At 36.1% G+C, this 15,847-nt stretch carries 11 protein-coding genes and 2 pseudogenes; 10 read left to right on the top strand and 3 right to left on the bottom strand.

Annotated features, from left to right (window positions below; all coding sequences use genetic code 11):
- Positions 1-73: 73 nt before the first annotated feature.
- Complete coding sequence (locus L950_RS35140) at positions 74-502, top strand: aminotransferase class I/II-fold pyridoxal phosphate-dependent enzyme (protein ID WP_262507015.1); 429 nt, start codon at positions 74-76, stop codon at positions 500-502.
- A 136-nt stretch (positions 503-638) separates the two neighbouring features.
- Positions 639-2,556, top strand: a pseudogene (gene nagB, locus L950_RS07205) (glucosamine-6-phosphate deaminase).
- A gap of 129 nt (positions 2,557-2,685) precedes the next feature.
- On the opposite strand, the gene L950_RS07210 reads toward nagB, so the two are convergent.
- The gene (locus L950_RS07210; protein ID WP_156169582.1) at positions 2,686-3,054 is read right to left on the bottom strand and encodes a helix-turn-helix domain-containing protein; all 369 of its coding nucleotides are present in this window, start codon (positions 3,052-3,054) and stop codon (positions 2,686-2,688) included.
- Between the two features lie 11 nt (positions 3,055-3,065).
- Positions 3,066-3,431, bottom strand: a complete 366-nt coding sequence (locus L950_RS26115) for a hypothetical protein (protein ID WP_156169584.1) — start codon at positions 3,429-3,431, stop codon at positions 3,066-3,068.
- Positions 3,432-3,746: 315 nt separating this feature from the next.
- On the opposite strand from L950_RS26115, the gene L950_RS07215 reads away from it, so the two are divergent.
- Positions 3,747-6,800 carry a SusC/RagA family TonB-linked outer membrane protein gene (locus tag L950_RS07215; protein WP_021190844.1) on the top strand — a complete coding sequence of 1,018 codons (3,054 nt, stop codon included), beginning with the start codon at positions 3,747-3,749 and terminating at the stop codon, positions 6,798-6,800.
- Positions 6,801-6,840: 40 nt separating this feature from the next.
- On the top strand, positions 6,841-8,322 hold the full coding sequence (locus L950_RS07220) for a SusD/RagB family nutrient-binding outer membrane lipoprotein (protein ID WP_231576952.1): 1,482 nt from the start codon (positions 6,841-6,843) through the stop codon (positions 8,320-8,322).
- 101 nt (positions 8,323-8,423) lie between these two features.
- Here the strand turns inward: L950_RS07220 and L950_RS07225 are convergent, their stop codons facing one another.
- Positions 8,424-8,771 carry a phage holin family protein gene (locus L950_RS07225; RefSeq protein ID WP_021190846.1) on the bottom strand — a complete coding sequence of 116 codons (348 nt, stop codon included), beginning with the start codon at positions 8,769-8,771 and terminating at the stop codon, positions 8,424-8,426.
- A gap of 203 nt (positions 8,772-8,974) precedes the next feature.
- Between L950_RS07225 and L950_RS07230 the strand changes: the two genes are divergently transcribed.
- From L950_RS07230 to L950_RS07250, 6 genes and pseudogenes are all read left to right on the top strand, one after another.
- Positions 8,975-9,403: a DUF2147 domain-containing protein gene (locus L950_RS07230; protein ID WP_021190847.1), complete on the top strand. Its 429-nt coding sequence runs from the start codon at positions 8,975-8,977 to the stop codon at positions 9,401-9,403.
- Positions 9,404-9,541: 138 nt separating this feature from the next.
- Positions 9,542-10,789 (top strand): ABC transporter permease, encoded by a 1,248-nt coding sequence (locus L950_RS07235; protein WP_021190848.1) that lies wholly within the window; start codon positions 9,542-9,544, stop codon positions 10,787-10,789.
- Positions 10,790-10,904: 115 nt separating this feature from the next.
- Positions 10,905-11,204 carry a hypothetical protein gene (locus L950_RS37165; protein ID WP_410528105.1) on the top strand — a complete coding sequence of 100 codons (300 nt, stop codon included), beginning with the start codon at positions 10,905-10,907 and terminating at the stop codon, positions 11,202-11,204.
- Positions 11,129-12,093 (top strand): annotated as a pseudogene (gene kbl, locus L950_RS07240) (glycine C-acetyltransferase). Before L950_RS37165 ends, kbl begins: the two are co-directional and overlap by 76 nt.
- A gap of 78 nt (positions 12,094-12,171) precedes the next feature.
- Entirely contained in the window at positions 12,172-13,971 is a 1,800-nt protein-coding gene (gene typA, locus L950_RS07245; RefSeq protein ID WP_021190849.1) for a translational GTPase TypA, read from the top strand.
- A gap of 263 nt (positions 13,972-14,234) precedes the next feature.
- Positions 14,235-15,842: a M20/M25/M40 family metallo-hydrolase gene (locus L950_RS07250; protein ID WP_021190850.1), complete on the top strand. Its 1,608-nt coding sequence runs from the start codon at positions 14,235-14,237 to the stop codon at positions 15,840-15,842.
- Positions 15,843-15,847 lie beyond the last annotated feature (5 nt).

A 15,847-nucleotide genomic window follows, 5' to 3' on the forward strand; every position in this document is an offset into this window, starting at 1 on the left:
CGCATACCTTGCTAAGGCAAAGAAGCTTTGTCATTGCATCTTTTGGAAAACTACTCCATGTAACTGCTGGAAGGTGGGATACTGTATAGCACCCCTTGAATTAACGAGAGAATTTCGAAAGATCCATCAATACAATGTCTTTAGTGTCAATGGTGCAGTCCAAATGGCTATTGCCAAGTATCTGGAAGATTCACAAAGTTATTTAGGTTTAGGAGATTTCTTTGAACAGAAGAGAAACTTCCTGATTGCTGGAATATCATCTTCCAAATTTACCGTATTACCGAGCAACGGTACTTATTTTTTGAATGTTGATTACAGTTCAATTTCGGAGGAACAAGACCTCTTATTTGCTGAACGTATGATCGTCGAAAATAAGATCGGATTAATTCCGATTTCAGCGTTTTATACGGCAGATCCAAATCAGTATATTTTGCGGATTTGTTTTGCTAAAAGATCTGAAACGCTCATTCAAGCCATTGATTTACTTAATAATATTAGATAATACTTCAAATAAACGTTTTAGCAATCGTGTGCATTTGCATTTTTGCTATAAACTATTTAAAATCTTATAAAATATGGTGAATAAGCTACAATATTTTATAAATTTGTAATTCACCCTATCAATACTAATTCTAATAATGGCTAGATTAAATTTATTGGAAGAAACACGCTTTGAAAAAGTTCCTGTAAGTGTGTATCCTGATCCAAGCACAGCTTCCAAAGTTGTTGCAAAGCGTATTGCGGACATCATTCGCAAAAAGCAAGAGAATGGCGAAAATGCAATTTTAGGTCTTGCTACTGGTGCAACACCCATTAAAGTTTACGCTGAATTAATCCGTTTACATAAAGAAGAAGGTTTAAGTTTCAAAAATGTCATCACGTTTAACTTGGATGAATATTATCCGATGCAGCCAGATGCCGCACAGAGTTATGTGACATTCATGAATAAGAATCTATTTGATCATGTTGATATTGAGAGAGCAAACGTTAATATTCCTGACGGAACATTAGCAGTAGATGCGATCAATGCCGCTTGTGAAGCTTATGAGCAAAAAATTACTGACTTAGGTGGTTTAGATATTCAAATTTTAGGAATTGGTCGTACAGGTCATATCGGTTTCAATGAGCCGGGATCTGCTCCTAATTCGGGTACACGTGTTGTCACATTAGATGATTTGACACGTCGTGATGCTTCTCGTGATTTTGGTGGTAAAGAAAATGTACCTCGTAAAGCAATTACGATGGGTGTCGGTACTATTTTTAAAGCTCGGGAGATCATTTTGATGGCCTGGAGTGGTAACAAAGCTGAAATCATTAAGAAAGCTGTAGAAGGTGAAATCTCATCAGAGATTCCAGCAACTTATTTGCAACTGTCTGATAATGTAGAATTCATTTTAGACACAGAATCAGCTTCGTTATTAACAAGATTCGATTTGCCTTGGTTGGCTGAAGATATTGAATGGACACCTGTTTTAATTAAAAAAGCAGTTGTTTGGTTGTCTTTGGAAATTAAGAAGCCTATTCTGAAACTGACAGAAGAAGATTATAATAATCATGGTATGGCTAAGTTGGTAACCCAATCAGGTCCTGCTTACAATATCAATATCCGTATTTTTAATGAATTGCAACATACCATTACTGGCTGGCCAGGTGGTAAACCAAATGTTGATGATTCACAAAGACCTGAGCGTGCTAATCCAGCTAAGAAAACTTCAATTGTATTCTCTCCGCACCCTGATGATGATGTAATCTCTATGGGTGGTACATTTATTCGTTTAGCAGATCAAGGACATGATGTACATGTTGCTTATCAAACGTGTGGTAATACAGCTGTTTGGGATGATGATGTTATCCGCTATTTAGAATTTGCAGAAGATTTTGCAAAGAGATGGGAATTGATGCATCAAAATTTCAACGTTGTATAAAGAAAGCCGTGAGATTTTTGAAACTAAAAAACCAAACCAGATCGATACAGAGATTGTTCGTAAGATCAAAGCATTAATCCGTAAAGGAGAGGCTATTGCTGGCGCTCGTTTTGTAGGTTTACCAGATACAAATATCCATTTCCAAGACTTACCTTTTTACGATAGACAGAAATTCTCAAAAGATGTTTCTTTCGAAGATGATATCCAGCAAACAATGGAATTATTATGTCAGGTAAAGCCACATCAGGTATTTGCAGCTGGTGATTTTGCGGATCCACATGGAACACACAAAGTATGTTTTAATATTTTGTTTGAAGCATTGAGACGTTTAAAAGCGACTGATGAGTGGACCAAAGATTGTTGGTTATGGTTGTACCGTGGAGCGTGGCATGAATACCCAATTCATGAAATTGAAATGGCTGTTCCATTATCGCCACAAGAGGTATACCGCAAGCGTTTGGCTATCTTTAAGCACCAATCACAGAAAGATCTTCCAGTTTTCCCTGGGGATGATCCTCGTGAATTCTGGGTACGTGCAGAAGATCGTACCAGCGAAACTGCAGAATTATATGATCAATTGGGATTAGCTAATTACGAGGCAATCGAAGCTTTCGTAAGATGGGAATTCTAATTATATTAAATAACTAATAAAAGGCTCTCCGTTTTAGGAGAGCCTTTTTTGTTCTATTACTGACTATTAGAATTATCGCATTTAAGGAGATAATGGTATTGTATTCTATATGGTTTCCACAATTTTGCATTAAATATAAATCATTGCAAAATCTTTAATTGCGAGATAATTGTCTATGAAAACTGCAAATAAATATCTTAATGCATTGGGTGTATATCCAAAAAATTTCTTAAAAGCTGTAGTAAAATGAGTCGCATGTCTATAACCCAACTGCTGACTAATTGAGCTTACCTTGACATCTTTTTCTTTAAGCATCAGTTTCGCCTTATTCATTTTACAATCAACTATAAAATTGAATACTGTCATTCCATAAAATTGCTTAAAATGTTTTTTAAGGTATTGTTCATTAGTTCCGACAATTCTGGCCAATTGAGAGATCGTGAAATTCTGACTCAAATTGGACTCGATCAATCCTTTAGCGGTCTTTATCTTTTCCATATCAATATCTCTCAATCTTGTACTTCTGTTTTTGTAGATAATTCTAAGTAGGCGACCAATTTGCAGAATATGTTTAGAGATGTCCCTTTATAGAATGTAGATAGGAGAGACTCTGGAAGTTGCGTATGAATAAGACCTAGAGCATTGCTATGAATGGATGGGACACGAAAACATCTCAATGTTGATGAAGATTGAAAGAGTTTTTCTATCTTTTCTTGATTACCAAGTTCAATTTCACTGTGCTTTAGAAACCCAGCCTTAAATGTCAGTATACAAATTTTTGCTTTCTCATTTTTTGCGATCAGAAAAAGATCCAAACCTTGTGAATAATAAAAGCAAGAATGTTTTTCTTTAAGCTCAATCTCTTGTTGGTCCAAAATTATAGTGCTGGTTTTAGCCATAGAAATAATGAGAACCGAACTGTTGTCATCAATTTGAGACGAGAAAATTCATCATTTAAAGCTAAAAGCTTTACTTCATAATCTATGTTATTGTATAAGGAGATGTTTCTATCCTCTTGATTCATATTGTGCTTATTATTATAGTTGCCACTTAATTTCGGATTGTTAAGCTTCTTTTTCGGATCTCGTCACTCCACTATTTATAATTAATCTAATTTTGCACTCAGTTATTTAGACTGGTTCTAAAGACAAAGATATAAATTTTTACATGTATTAACTAAAAAGTGAAGGATGATAAAAAATTACTTTTCAATTTTACTGCTATTGCTGCTGGCCACATATTCTTTGGATTTGTTGGGACAGACTCATGTTACATTAGCTGGACGTGTTTTAGAACAAGAAAGTGACGAGCCTATTAGGGGCGTTTCTGTTTCTGTAAAAGGGAATGAACGTTCAGGAAGTGTGATAACAGGTTCCCAAGGTAGCTTTAGGATTCAGGCACATCAGGGACAAAAATTAATTGTTTCCCACTTAGGATATTTGCCGACCGAAATTTTTATTGATAAAGATTGGTCAGATCGTATTATTTACCTAGCAAAAGATAACAAACAGCTCTCAGAAGTAGTTGTTACTGGAGCACTTGGTATTAAAAGACAATCCAGAGAGCTTGGCACTTCTGCTCAGTCTGTTAGCAATGAGGAGCTTAATCTAGGTAAAGTTGTAAACCCATTACTTGCTTTGTCTAGTAAAGTTGCGGGATTGCGTATCAATGCAACTGATCTAACAACTGGTAAAACTGATCCAGGCATTCAGATTAGATTAAGAGGTACCCGTTCTTTAAACAGATCTAAAAATGATCCTTTGTATGTTGTAGATGGAGTTCCTTTACCAGATATTACACGTGTTAACCCAAATGATATTCAGGATATTACTGTCCTTAAGGGTGCGAATGCTGCCGCCCTTTATGGTTCTGAGGGTGTAAATGGTGCTATCATGATCACGACAAAATCTGGAAAATCTGATCGAGGTCAAATTAATTTTAGCAATAGCACAACTTTTTCTAATGTATTTTTATTACCGCCGGCGCAAGTGGAATTTGGACAAGGACAGAACGGGATTTACAGTCCAGTAGCTAATGAATCTTGGGGTGATAAGTTTAATGGAGAAGAGAGAGACTTTGGTCTTCCAATCAATGGATTACAACCGACTAAACGATATGAAGCTCCTAGTAAAGATAATCGCTTAGGATTTTTTGATACAGGAATTACGACCCAAAATGATCTATCGTTTTCGGGTGGAGATAGTGAAAGCTCATATTTTATGTCCTTACAGGATGTGCGTATCAAAGGAATTATTCCAGGAGATAAATCAAGTCGTACTGGAGCCCGATTTAATGGTTCTCGTCGTTTTAACAAGCTTAATACTTCATTTAACGTAAACTATGTCTTTTTTAAGAACAATACAACGAGCGATGGGCCTTGGCTTTCTGTATATACTCAGCCTGCAAATATTAACTATAAGGACGCTAGAAATTGGCAAAATCCAAGTTCTCCAAATCATCCTTTAAATTGGTATAATCCTGTTGCAAGTACAAGAAATCCAATTTTCATGGCTGATAACAACAGAAATACTTCCGATCAACATACCTTAAATTCAAAATTAGAGTTTAATTATGAATTTGCAGACTGGTTTAATGCGACTTATAGAACAGGTCTTTATTTCCAATCTGAGCCAGGTCGTGTAACAAATCGGAAATTAACATCTAGCGTAGCAACACGGAATATCAATGGATCTGTTAATGATACTCATGCCGGATTTACAAGATTCAATAATGACTTGATTTTAAATTTTCATAAGGATTTTGGTGATTTCACGACTAAGTTATTAGTAGGTCAAAATGTCAGAATGGATGAAAGAAAACAAATAAATGTAAGTGCATCAAACTTATTATTTGAAGATATTTTTAATCAAGGATCTAGAACAGGAGAGTTGACTGGAGGCTCTACAATAACAAAATACCGATCATTGGCTACATATGGAGAATTTACTGCAGGTTATAAAAATTATTTGTTTTTGACTTTGACTGGTAGAAATGATAAAGTTTCTGTGTTAGACCCCAATAATAATAGTTACTTCTCGCCAGGTATAAGTTCTTCCTTTGTATTTACAGATGCAATTGAAGGTTTGAAAAATAACAGCGTATTAAATTATGGACGTGTTTATTCATCTTATAATAAGACCGGTAATGTTACATTGGATCCTTACAGATTAAATTTAACATATAGTCAGACAGCAGGATTTCCTTATGGAAGTTTGGTCGGATTTACGCCTTCTCTATCAGAACCCAATTTATTAATTAAGCCAGAATTTGTAAAATCTTATGAGGTAGGTCTTCAGCTGGGATTCTTTAATAATAGATTGAGTACAGATATTGCTTATGCACATTCAGATTCTGATGGACAGATTTTTAATGCCGGGATATCAAGTGCAACGGGATTTAACTCTACAATTGTCAATGCAGGACGGATGATCAATAAAACGCTCGAAGTTATGATCAATGGAACTGTAATTAAAAATGATAAAGTGAAGTTGGATTTGGGTTTTAACTTCAGTTATACAGACACTAAAGCTAAAGACCTATTTGCAGGAGATGAATTTAACATCTTTAGACAGGCTTATGCGCTTAAAGATCATCAATATCCGACGCTTAGGATGACAGATTTCTTAAAAGAAGGAGGTAAAATAGTACTAGATAAGGATGGTAATGTTATTCCTTCAGATGAAGAAGTTGTATTGGGTACAATGGTTCCTCCATACCTTTTTGGTTTTTCAACAAAACTCTCTTATCAGTCCTTTACATTAGGTTTTCAAATAGACTCAAGATTAGGAAGCTGGATGTACTCAGAAGTATTTCCAAGAATGTATGCAGCAGGAACACATATTGAGACTGTGAAATATGATAGACAGCCGTTTATTATGCCAAATTCGATGGTTCGACTTTCGGATGGAAGTGTTGTGGAGAATACCGATGTATATTCTAAAGGAGACAAAGCTTGGTGGACCGCTTATGGAAATATTCAGACAACTACTGCTGCAAAAGCAGACTTTTTAAAATTAAGAGAACTTTATGTTGGGTATGAATTGCCTGCAAAGTTTTTGGCAGGACAGAAATTGTTTAAAAAAGCAAGCATCGGTTTTGTTGGTAATAATTTGTTCATTATTAGACATTCTTCCAATAAAATTGGTGATCCCGAAGCACTGTACAATCAAACGGATGGTTATGCGAGTTTCAGACAGATCCCAACATCAAGGTCAATGGGCTTCAATATTAATATGACTTTTTAAAAATACGAAAATGAAATACAATATTAGAAAGATAGGGTTAATGAGTTTTGCATTTTTCACATTGACTTCTTGCAAAGATTTTTTAGATGTAAATGTTAACCCGAATTCCCCAATTAAGGAAAATTTAAGTTTGAATGCTAAACTTCCTGCAGCATTGGTGACATCAGCGGCATATGAAGCTACTCAATTAAACCAGATAGGAGGTCTTTGGGGAGGATATTGGGGTACTTCAAATGAAGGAATTAATTCTTTTGGAGCTCTCAAGATATATAATGGCCCAGGAATTAGAGATACTCGTGATGGATTGGCTGTTTGGGAATCGACTTATAATAATTTGTTTTATTATAAAGAAATATTAGAACAGGCGGAAATAGAAGATGCTAAATTTTATTCAGGAATAGCAAAGATTATGATGGGATACCATTTTTTTATACTTGTTGATTTCTATAATAATGTGCCTTATGAGGACGCCCTAAAAGGGTCTAAGATTTTGCACCCAAGTTATGAGTCCGGAAAAGATGTATATAAAAAATCTGTAGATCTGATTACTCAAGGTATAGAAGAAATTAAAGTTGCCTCTTTGCTTCCTGCAAATGATGATGTTGTATTCAAAGGAAATAAAACGAAATGGGCAAAATTTGGAAATACGTTGAAATTAAGAGCATTGTTAAGACAGTCTGAAGTTTCGAGTCAAGCATCTTATATTACAGAGGAAATTGCTAAAATTACAAAAGAAGGTTCTGGCTTTTTAGAAGAAGATGCTAGTGTAAACCCAGGTTTTTTGAATACAGCATCTAAGATTAATCCATTCTACGAAACCTACTATCGTAATAATTCTGGAGTAGCTGTAGCTAATTATGCTAATATACGTCCTACTCAGTATCTTATTGGAAAATATAAAGAATTTAATGACCCGAGATTGGTTCAAAATTATGTGAGTATAAACGGAGACTTTAAAGGGGTTATTTTTGGGGAAAATATGATAAAAGATGAGTATGCAGCAGTTAATACTTCGTCTTTAAAAGGACCAAATGAGAATGGAAACCAACCAGCAGGAATAATTAAATCTTTCAATCAATCTATTGTTTTAATATCATTAGCAGAATCTAATTTCTTGCGAGCAGAAGCAGTTGAAAGAGATTGGATAACAGGTATAGCAAGTCAATTATATCAAAGTGGGATACAAGCATCATTTAATTATTTGTTCAATGTTAATAATTATAATGTACAATCTTATATCAACCAGACTAATGTGAACTATGCGACTGCAACGAATAAGATTGAGCGTATCATCACACAGAAATGGTTAGCTCTAAATAATATTAATAACATTCAGTCATGGAATGATTTTAGAAGACTCGGATACCCTAACTTTCCTAACTCTGTGTCTTCTCCAGTGCCTAATGGGTATCCATTGCGGTTTATGTATCCTGAAACAGAAATCAATACGAATAACCAAAATGTGGTAAGCCAGGGTGATAATGGAGTTTTAACCAATAGAGTATGGTGGGATGCTAATTGAGTTCTTTTGTTACAGAATCTTAATGAAACAAAGACCTCATCATCAATACAAAAAAGCCAATCTTTTTGGATTGGCTTTTTTGTATTTTGAAAAGTTTTATTTTAATCTTTGCTAGGAAACATTTTTCCAATGATCATTTCTAGCACCGCTACTACAATTGCAAAGAGCGCTGCTGTCCAGAAGCCGGAAACATCAAATTTAGATCCGAGTAATGAATCTGTTAATAATATCATGAGCACAGTGATGATAAAAGAAACTAGTCCCAGTGTTAACCAATTTAATGGAAAAGTGAACAATCTTAAAATCGAACCAACGGTAGCATTAACAAATCCAATAACAAGACCTGTTATGATAGCCCAAAGAAAGCTGGCAACATGTACTCCTGGAGATATGTAGGCTGCTAGTGCAATCACTACACCTGTAATAAGTAGGCTAATAATGAATTTCATGATATTTATAATTTTAAGTTAATCTTACAAAATTATCATCAAATGCGGTGCCAAATTCTACTCCTAAACGATCGTTTGCTATTCGTCTCTCCCAAATTAAACTTTTGGTACTTTAATCTGTTTAATATAATTAATTGCATATATGTTATGCTTGCATAATATAAATTTTGTAAATTCACATAAACAATTATAACAGAGACAATATGAAAAAGATGATCATGACACTGATGCTGGTATTTACATCAGTATTAATTTTTGCACAATCGGACCCTATTATTGGAAAATGGCAGAATCCTAGTGGAGAGGGCAGAATAGAAATTTACAAAAAAGGCGAAAAGTATTTTGGTAAACTATATTGGTTGAAAGAACCAAATGATGCACAGGGTAAAATTAAAAAGGACGTTAAGAATCCTGATAAAAATTTACAAAGTAGACAGGTTCAGGGATTAGAAATTTTAACGAATTTTTCTAAAGATGGAAATGTTTATCAGGATGGTAAAATTTATGATCCAAAAACTGGAAAGACTTATAGCTGTAAGATGACCTTACAGGGAACGGATAAATTAGATATCAGAGGGTATGTGGGCGTCAGTTTATTCGGGCGTACTGAATCATGGAAAAGAGTGAACTAGGATCGTGGTTAAAAAATAAAAAGCGCTACTTATTTTTAAGAGCGCTTTTTATTTTAAGGGCTTTAATTATTAAAAACATTGTAAAATTAATTTAATAGCAGTAATTTCAGCAATCTAAATATTAACGATAGAATTGCTATGGCTGTTAAAATGTCTTATTCAGAGAATATAAAACTTGCTCTCCAATCCATTGTGGGCAATAAGTTACGCACATTTCTGACAGCACTGATTATCGCAATAGGCATTACGGCACTTATAGGTGTTTTAACATCTATAGATGCGATTAAATCGTCTTTAACAGACTCCTTTTCTTCCATGGGTTCCAATTCATTTAATATTCGAAATCGCGGTTTGAATGTACGTATTGGAAATAGTGGTGAGCAGTCTAAAGTCTATTCATCCATTACATATCGTGATGCGGTCAGCTTTAAAGAACAATATAAGTTTGACGCCGTCACCTCGCTCAATGTCAATGTTTCAGGGGCGGCAACAGCAAAATATAAATCAGAAAAAACAAATCCTAATATCGGTGTTATCGGGTCGGATGAATCCTATTTAAAAACATCCGGATATAACTTATCTATAGGGCGTAATTTTACGAATCAGGAAGTTTATAAAGGTAGTCCTCTTGTCATTATCGGTGATGAAATATATCAAAAATTATTTAAAGGTACCATTAATCCGATAGGTGAATTTATGACAATCGGTGGGGTGCGTTATCAAGTAATCGGAGTATTAAAAAATAAGGGGTCAAGCGCTGGTATGGGCGCTGATAAAGCCTGTTTGATACCTTTGGTAAAAGCAAGAACAGTAATGGGGGGCATTGAGCCTTCTTATACCATTACGATATCTGTTAATGATCCGGTTCGCTTAGAAGCCGCAGTAGGAGAGGCTACTATTGTGTTTCGTAATATACGCGGGTTGACGGCTAAGCAAACTTCAGATTTTGAAATCACAAAATCTGATGCGGTTGCACAGATCTTGCTTCAAAATATGGTTATCATTACAATGGGAGCCATAGTGATTGCATTAATAACGTTAATAGGAGCTTCCATTGGTTTAATGAATATTATGTTGGTTTCTGTAACAGAGCGAACACGTGAGATTGGAATCCGTAAGGCTATAGGCGCAACCCCTTCGGTTATACGCAGACAGTTCTTAATAGAAGCAGTTGTTATCTGTTTAATTGGTGGTGCGGCAGGAATTTTATTAGGTATTGTCATCGGAAATCTTCTAGCACTACAATTGGGTGCATCATTTATTGTTCCTTGGAATTGGATCATCTTGGGTTTTACAGTATGTGTTCTGGTTGGTATGCTCTCAGGCTATTATCCCGCATCAAAAGCTTCAAAATTAGATCCTGTAGAAGCATTGCGTTATGAATAGTAAAATTGTGCAAACGGTTTCACATACTTTTGAGGCATTAATAACATAAACTTCATTTATAAGTGGAGTAAATGCTCTTATAAAATCTTATTATTGTAGAAAATTTTGAATTATTATGTATAAAACTCTTCAACCTGCATTGCAGAAAGAATTAGCAGCTATCAAAGAAGCTGGTTTGTATAAAGAAGAACGCGTAATTACTACGCCTCAAGGTGCTGATATTAAAGTAAGCACTGGTGAAGAAGTCATCAATTTTTGTGCAAATAACTATTTAGGATTATCATCACATCCTAAAGTAACAGAAGCAGCAAAAAAGCAATTGATTCACATGGATATGGAATGTCATCAGTACGTTTTATTTGTGGAACACAGGATATTCACAAAGAGTTGGAAGCAAAAATTTCTAAATTTTTAGGAACAGAAGATACTATTTTATACGCTGCTGCATTTGATGCCAATGGTGGGGTATTCGAACCTTTATTAGGTGCAGAAGATGCGATCATTTCAGATGAATTGAATCATGCATCTATTATCGATGGTGTCCGTTTATGTAAAGCACAACGTTTCCGTTATAAAAATGCAGATATGGTTGATTTAGAAGCGCAATTACAAGCAGCTTCTGGCGCACGTCACCGTATTATTGTTACAGACGGGGCATTCTCTATGGATGGTTCGGTAGCACCATTAGATCAGATCTGTGATTTAGCAGATAAATATGAAGCATTAGTGATGATCGATGAATCACACTGTACAGGTTTTATTGGTAAAACTGGACGTGGAACACATGAATTATATAATGTAATTGATCGCGTTGATATCATTACTGGAACATTAGGTAAAGCATTAGGTGGTGCATCTGGTGGTTTTACTTCTGGTCGTAAAGAAATTATTGATATGTTACGTCAGCGTTCTCGTCCATACTTGTTCTCCAATACTTTAGCACCAGCTATCGCAGGAGCTTCTGTAGCCGTCTTAGATATGCTAAGTGAGACAACAGACTTACGCGATAAATTAGAGGCAAATACAGCTTATTTTCGCGAAAAATGACAGCAGCAGGTTTTGATATTAAACCGGGATTTCACCCTATTGTACCTGTTATGCTGTATGATGCGAAATTAGCACAAGAATTTGCAACAAGAATGTTGGCAGAGGGAATCTATGTTATTGGTTTCTATTACCCAGTGGTTCCACAAGGAAAAGCACGTATTCGTGTTCAGATTTCAGCAGGTCATGAGATCAGTCATTTGGATAAAGCAATAGCTGCATTCATAAAAGTTGGAAAAGATTTAGCTGTAATCAAATAAAATACACATAGTTATATGAATTTATGGTGCAAAATACTTATCTTTGCACCCTGAATTTAAAACAAATTTACTTGCTGGATGCAAAATATTAGAAATATAGCGATTATCGCTCACGTCGATCACGGTAAAACTACGTTGGTAGACAAAATCTTACACTTCACAAATCTTTTTAGAGATAATGATGGTACAGGTGATTTAATTCTAGATAATAACGATCTAGAGCGTGAACGCGGTATTACAATCGTTGCTAAAAACGTTTCTGTTCAATACAAAGGTGTGAAAATCAACGTTATTGACACTCCTGGTCACGCCGATTTCGGTGGTGAGGTTGAGCGTGTCTTGAAAATGGCTGATGGTGTTGTGTTATTAGTAGATGCTTTTGAAGGTCCTATGCCTCAAACTCGTTTCGTTACACAAAAAGCTTTAGCTTTAGGCTTGAAACCTTTGGTAGTTGTTAATAAAGTAGACAAAGAAAACTGTCGTCCTGAAGAAGTATATGAAAATGTATTTGATTTATTCTTTAGCTTAGATGCTACTGAAGAGCAATTGGCATTTCCAGTATTATACGGTTCTTCTAAAAATGGCTGGATGTCAACAGATTGGAAAGAGCCAAAAGAAGATGTATCTGATTTGTTAGATGCAATCATCTCACATTTCCCACCATCTCCTTTTAATGAAGGTACTTTACAAATGCAAATCACATCTTTAGATTACTCTACTTTCGTAGGTCGTATTGCTATTGGTCGTGTTGCACGTGGAACAATCAAAGAAAATCAGCCTATTTCATTGATGAAACGCGATGGTAAAATCGTTAAATCTCGTGTAAAAGAGTTACATACATTTGAAGGATTAGGTCGTCGCCGTGTTTCTGAAGTTGCTTGTGGTGATATCTGTGCTGTAGTTGGTATTGATGGATTTGATATTGGTGATACAATTGCTGATTTCGAAAATCCAGAGCAATTAGAGGTTATTCATATTGATGAGCCTACAATGAACATGTTGTTCACGATTAATAACTCTCCTTTCTTTGGTAAAGAAGGTAAATTAGTTACTTCTCGTCACATCCATGATCGTTTACAAAAAGAATTAGAGAAAAACTTAGCATTACGTGTACTTCCTACAGAATCTCCTGATGCATGGTTAGTATATGGTCGTGGTATTCTCCATTTATCTGTATTGATTGAAACAATGCGTCGCGAAGGTTACGAATTGCAAGTTGGTCAACCTCAAGTTATCTTGAAAGAAATTGATGGTAAGAAATGTGAGCCAGTCGAAGTATTGGTAGTAGATGTTCCTGCTGAAGTTTCTGGTAAAGTAATCGAATTGGTAACACAACGTAAAGGTGAGTTATTGATTATGGAGACTAAAGGTGAAATGCAACACTTAGAGTTCGAAATCCCTTCTCGCGGTATTATCGGTTTACGTAACAACGTATTGACTGCTACTGCAGGTGAAGCTGTTATGGCTCACCGTTTGAAAGGTTACGAGCCTTGGAAAGGTACAATCCCTGGGCGTCAACATGGTGTATTGATCTCTTTAGATAAAGGTACTACTACAGCTTATTCTATCGATAAATTACAAGATCGTGGTAAATTCTTCGTTGATCCAGGAGTAGATATCTATGAAGGACAAATTTTAGGAGAGCATATCCGTGATAACGATTTAACAATCAACATCGTTAAAGCGAAACAATTAACGAATATGCGTGCTTCTGGTACTGATGATAATACGCGTATTGCACCAGCGATCAAATTCTCTTTAGAAGAATCAATGGAGTATATCCAAGGTGACGAATATATTGAGGTTACTCCTCAGTCTATCCGTTTACGTAAGATCTACTTAACAGAAGGTGAACGTAAAGTGAACAAAAAATTCTAAGCTTATCTTAGAATCAAAATAATAGAAAAGCCTTCGAGAAATCGGAGGCTTTTTTTTGTAATATCCATTTCTCATGCAGTGGTTGAGCATTATCCCTTGCCAATTTTGAAGAAGTCATTCAGGGGTTCTTACAAGACTTTTCAAATCATTTAGATCTGCAATAATCTATTTTTTTGTAATAAAATGAATGCAAAGTAGCTAATGTCAATATAAATTTCGATTTTTAAGGAGCCTAATTAAAAATCCCTACATATAATATTTTTATGAAAAGAACTTATCTCACGTATATTTTATCAAAAAGAGCCCTAGGTTACGCCTTATTTTTTAGCTTTTTTACGCTAGATCATGGATTTGCACAAAATCGATCGCAGCAACAGGGGACGCAGGTATTAGATCCTATTGTACAAAAAATCGTAGCAGAAGCCAATCATAACTCTCAACTAGAATCGCTTGCGTTTGAACTGTTAGATGTAGTTGGTCCCCGTTTAGTGGGGACTCCAGGCATGACCCGCGCAAATGAATGGGCACTTGCCAAATTTGAAAGTTGGGGCATTACAGCTCAGAATCAAAAGTTTGGCGAATGGCGAGGATGGGAACGCGGTATTTCACATATCGATATGATTGCACCCCGTGTCAAATCATTGGCCGGAACACAGCTTGCATGGAGTCCGAGTACAAAAGGGAAAAGTATACAAGCGGAAGTTATTAGCCTACCAGATGTAAAGGATTCCTTGTCATTTCATAAGTGGCTTCCTTCTGTTAAAGGTAAATTTGTGATGATTTCAATGCCGCAGCCAACCGGTCGTCCGGATCATAACTGGGAAGAGTATGGGACCAAGGAGTCCATTGATCGGATGAAAGTGTCTCGGGACTCCCTGGCAGTTTTATGGAACAACCGTATCAAAGCTTCTGGAGTATCAGCAAATTCTATCCCAGCCATGTTGGAAGATGCAGGTGCAGTGGGTATATTGACCAGCAATTGGTCAAAAGAATTTGGAGCGAATAAAATATTTGGAGCACGGTCATATAAGGCCCCATCGCTCGATATCTCCTTAGAAGACTATGGTATGTTATACCGTTTAACCGAAAAGGGAATCAGTACAAAGATCAGTGTCGAGACTGCTTCAAAGGATTTAGGAAACGTACCATCATTTAATACGATCGCTGAAATTAAAGGAAGTGAATTTCCGAATGAATATGTCATTCTTTCAGCTCACCTTGATTCTTGGGAGGGTGGCTCAGGGGCAACCGATAACGGAACCGGAACTATTGCTATGATGGAAGTCGCACGTATTTTGAAAAAGATCTTACCAAATCCTAAGCGAACTATATTAATCGGTTTGTGGGGCAGTGAAGAACAGGGGCTAAACGGCTCGCGTTCATTTGTTTTGGACAATCCAGAGATAATCGAAAATACTCAAGCAGTTTTCAACCTAGATAACGGTACAGGCCGTGTCGAGCGAATTAATGGCTCAGGCTTTGTACATGCTTATGACTTTATATCCCGCTGGATGTCTGCTGTGCCTGCCCATGTTACAAAAGATATCAAAACAGAATTTCCGGGATCACCAGGAGGTGGGGGATCAGACCACTCATCTTTCGTTGCTGCTGGAGTACCTGCTTTTATGTTAAGTTCATTGTCTTGGGGTTACTTTTCAAATACATGGCATACCAATTTGGATACTTATGATAAATTAGTGTTTGATGATCTCAAGTATAATGTAATTCTTACTGCTGTAATGGCTTATAAAGCCTCTGAGGAAGCTAAGTTGGTTAATCGGGAGCAACGGGTACTCCCAGCGGGAACTGACGGTAAACCGGGTATTTGGCCTCCTATTAGACAGCCAAGGAGAACAGGAGTTGGATATTAGGTAAC

It is taken from the genome of Sphingobacterium sp. IITKGP-BTPF85 (assembly GCF_001006065.1).
GTDB classification, from domain to species: Bacteria; Bacteroidota; Bacteroidia; order Sphingobacteriales; family Sphingobacteriaceae; genus Sphingobacterium; species Sphingobacterium anhuiense.

Coding starts and splice junctions, on each gene's coding strand:
- L950_RS07220 (WP_231576952.1), top strand. CDS start 6,841: ATGAGTTTTGCATTTTTCACATTGACTTCTTGCAAAGATTTTTTAGAT.
- L950_RS37165 (WP_410528105.1), top strand. CDS start 10,905: ATGTATAAAACTCTTCAACCTGCATTGCAGAAAGAATTAGCAGCTATC.
- L950_RS07215 (WP_021190844.1), top strand. CDS start 3,747: ATGATAAAAAATTACTTTTCAATTTTACTGCTATTGCTGCTGGCCACA.
- L950_RS07230 (WP_021190847.1), top strand. CDS start 8,975: ATGAAAAAGATGATCATGACACTGATGCTGGTATTTACATCAGTATTA.
- typA (WP_021190849.1), top strand. CDS start 12,172: ATGCAAAATATTAGAAATATAGCGATTATCGCTCACGTCGATCACGGT.
- L950_RS07250 (WP_021190850.1), top strand. CDS start 14,235: ATGAAAAGAACTTATCTCACGTATATTTTATCAAAAAGAGCCCTAGGT.
- L950_RS07235 (WP_021190848.1), top strand. CDS start 9,542: ATGGCTGTTAAAATGTCTTATTCAGAGAATATAAAACTTGCTCTCCAA.
- L950_RS07210 (WP_156169582.1), bottom strand. CDS start 3,054: ATGGAAAAGATAAAGACCGCTAAAGGATTGATCGAGTCCAATTTGAGT.
- L950_RS07225 (WP_021190846.1), bottom strand. CDS start 8,771: ATGAAATTCATTATTAGCCTACTTATTACAGGTGTAGTGATTGCACTA.